Genomic DNA, 2,651 nt, shown 5'->3' on the forward strand with positions numbered 1-2,651 from the left:
CTGATTGACCAACCTGCGCACACCCCAGAAGTACGTGAGCAACGGCATGGTGCACCACAAGACGTTGATGAGGACGAATTTGACCCACATCTCGGCCGGCGAGGACATGCTTTCGAGGTTGTTGGCGATCTCCACACCGAAATACACAGCGGGCAGCGTGACCTCGACAATCATGCCAGCCATGATCAACGAAAGCTGAATATTGGTGAAACGGCGGCGGTTCCGAAAGAACTGGAACAGGGCGTAGGCTTCGAACACTCCGACGAACAGCGCGATCCACTCCATACAGACGATCAGCGGGTCACCGTTGAGGTAGCGGGCGTCACCGCCGAGCAGAATGGGCGCCCACATATAGGTCCACAGCGAGCCCTTCTCGACGCCCTCCACAATCTGATCGAAGAAAAACAGCCACGGCAGCTCCCAGATGAACCGTGGAATGAGGGCAATGAAGACCCACACGATCACCATCGCCCCCAGGCGATCGGGGCGTGTCCAGTCACGACGGTCTCCGACACGCAGCCACGGCATGACCAGGGCCGCAACGAAGCAGCCCACGACGACCACCACCATGACCGTCGACGCCACCGGTTGCGGAACCCCGGCATGCATCTCGAGGTACCAGAACAGCGGATGGATGGCGAAAAAGAAAGCGAGAATGGCGAATAGGGATTTCTGCAGTGAGGAGAACCCGCGCCGCGACGGCGCCTTCCCTCCCCCGTCGTGTCTGATCGTCTCGGTCATGGCGAGGCCTCCGCGTCGAGGGTAGTTATAGCTCACATAGTCAGGTTGAGGACTTAGGCGTCCGCTTCGTCGGCCTCAGGGATTCTGCCGCGCTCGATGAGCCGCCGACACTAGTTTTATATCACGCGTGATGTTATAACGGTCGATAGTTTTTGAATGGTTCGACGAGAGGAGTGGTGGGCGGCGCGGCCCGCTCGCTCGGTTGACGGTGGCTCCGCCACCGCCGCCACACCGCTGCGACGGTATCCATCCTGTCCTCGAGTGCACAGAGGACGTGTTCATCTGCGACAGACAGGCGTGCGGTGATAAGGCAGTGGGCTCGACACACGAAAGTGCGTGTGGCTGCCGCGATCCTGACCGCCGGCTTCATGGCTGCGACCGCTGTGACCTACCTTGGCTACCAGGGCGCCTTCACGTCTACGGCCACCGTGACCTTGACGTCCTCGCGAGCGGGCTTGGTGATGGACCGCGATGCCAAAGTGAAGTTCCTCGGGGTGCCGATCGGCAGAGTCTCCGCCGTCGCCTACGACGGCGAGTCCGCCGAACTGACGTTGGCCATCCGCACCCAGGAGCTCGCCAAGCTGCCGGCCAATGTCACCGCGCGGATCGCAAGCAGCACGATCTTCGGCGCCAAATCCGTCGAGCTGCTTCCTCCCGCGCAGCCCACGGCCGACCGACTCGCTAGGGGTGCGCACCTGCAGGCCTCCGACGTCAGCGTCGAGGTCAACACGTTGTTCCAGACATTGCTCGACACCCTGAACAAGATCGATCCGGTGCAACTGAACACCACGATGACAGCGCTGGGAGATGGACTGCGGGGCAACGGAAACGACCTGGGCGTCGGGCTGTCCACACTCAGTGACTTCCTCGGCGCGCTCAACCCGCGCCTGTCGACATTGCAGACGCGCCTACAGCAGCTCGCCACCACGGGCGACATTTACAACGCGGCCGCCAACGACCTGGTGTCCACCCTGGGTAACGTTCCCACCCTCAGCGCAACCATTGTCGACGAACGCGACAACCTCAGCGCTACCCTTCTCGCCACCACCGGCCTGGCCACCGTCGGTGCCGACACCCTGGCACCGGCAGAAGACAACCTGACCGCCGCCATCCAGCGGCTCCGCGCCCCGCTGGGCGTGCTGCGCCAATACTCCCCCGAATTCGGTTGTCTGATCACGTCATTGGCAGATGCCTTCAAAAAGTTCGGGCCCAACATCGGCGGTGTGCAACCAGCACTGTTCGTCAATGCCGGCTTCATCCCCGGTTCAGCGGTCTACACCTACCCGGAGAGTCTGCCGGTGGTCAACGCCTCCGGCGGGCCCAACTGCCGTGGCCTGTCCAATCTGCCGTCCAAGCAGGGATCCGGGTCCTGGTACCGGCCGCCGTTCCTGGTGACCGACAACGCCTACGTTCCCTATCAGCCCAACACCGAACTGCAATTCGACTCCCCGTCGACACTGCAGTTCCTGTTCAACGGCGCCTATGCCGAAAGAGACGACTACTGATGGCAACCCACCGCATCGGACTCAAGGTCGGCATCTTCACCGCCGTCATGCTGCTTGTGCTGGCCGCGCTGATCGTCACGTTCGGTCAGTTCCGGTTCGGTTCCAACAACACTTACACCGCCGAATTCAGCTCCGTGTCCCGGTTGAAGACGGGGCAGGACGTGCGTATCGCCGGTATCCCCGTGGGGAGCGTGGATGACATCGTCATCGACGATGACCACGCCACCGTGACGTTCACCGTGGACAAGCGCCAACAGCTCTACACCTCGACTCGGGCGGCAATCCGGTACCAGAACCTCACAGGTGACCGGTATCTAGAGATCCTGGCCGGGCCCGGCGACCTCCGCAAACTGCCTGCCGGAGCGACGATTCCGCTCAGCAACACCGAACCCGCCCTCGATCTTG

Annotated in this window: 3 protein-coding genes; 2 read left to right on the plus strand and 1 reads right to left on the minus strand. The window is 62.2% G+C overall.

Going from position 1 to position 2,651, the window contains the following annotated elements; genetic code table 11:
* The coding region (locus tag VIQ49_RS01405) for a hypothetical protein (RefSeq protein ID WP_331880086.1) at positions 1 to 741 on the minus strand (741 nt) is incomplete at its 3' end.
* Positions 742 to 1,079: 338 nt separating this feature from the next.
* Between VIQ49_RS01405 and VIQ49_RS01410 the strand changes: the two genes are divergently transcribed.
* Both VIQ49_RS01410 and VIQ49_RS01415 read left to right on the plus strand, forming a co-directional pair.
* Positions 1,080 to 2,246 (plus strand): MCE family protein, encoded by a 1,167-nt coding sequence (locus VIQ49_RS01410; RefSeq protein ID WP_331880088.1) that lies wholly within the window; start codon positions 1,080 to 1,082, stop codon positions 2,244 to 2,246.
* Positions 2,246 to 2,651 (plus strand): MlaD family protein (locus tag VIQ49_RS01415; RefSeq protein ID WP_331880090.1); only part of this gene is annotated, 406 nt, incomplete at its 3' end. The genes VIQ49_RS01410 and VIQ49_RS01415, both read left to right, overlap by 1 nt.

It is taken from the genome of Williamsia sp. (assembly GCF_036566845.1).
Taxonomy (GTDB): Bacteria; Actinomycetota; Actinomycetes; order Mycobacteriales; family Mycobacteriaceae; genus Williamsia.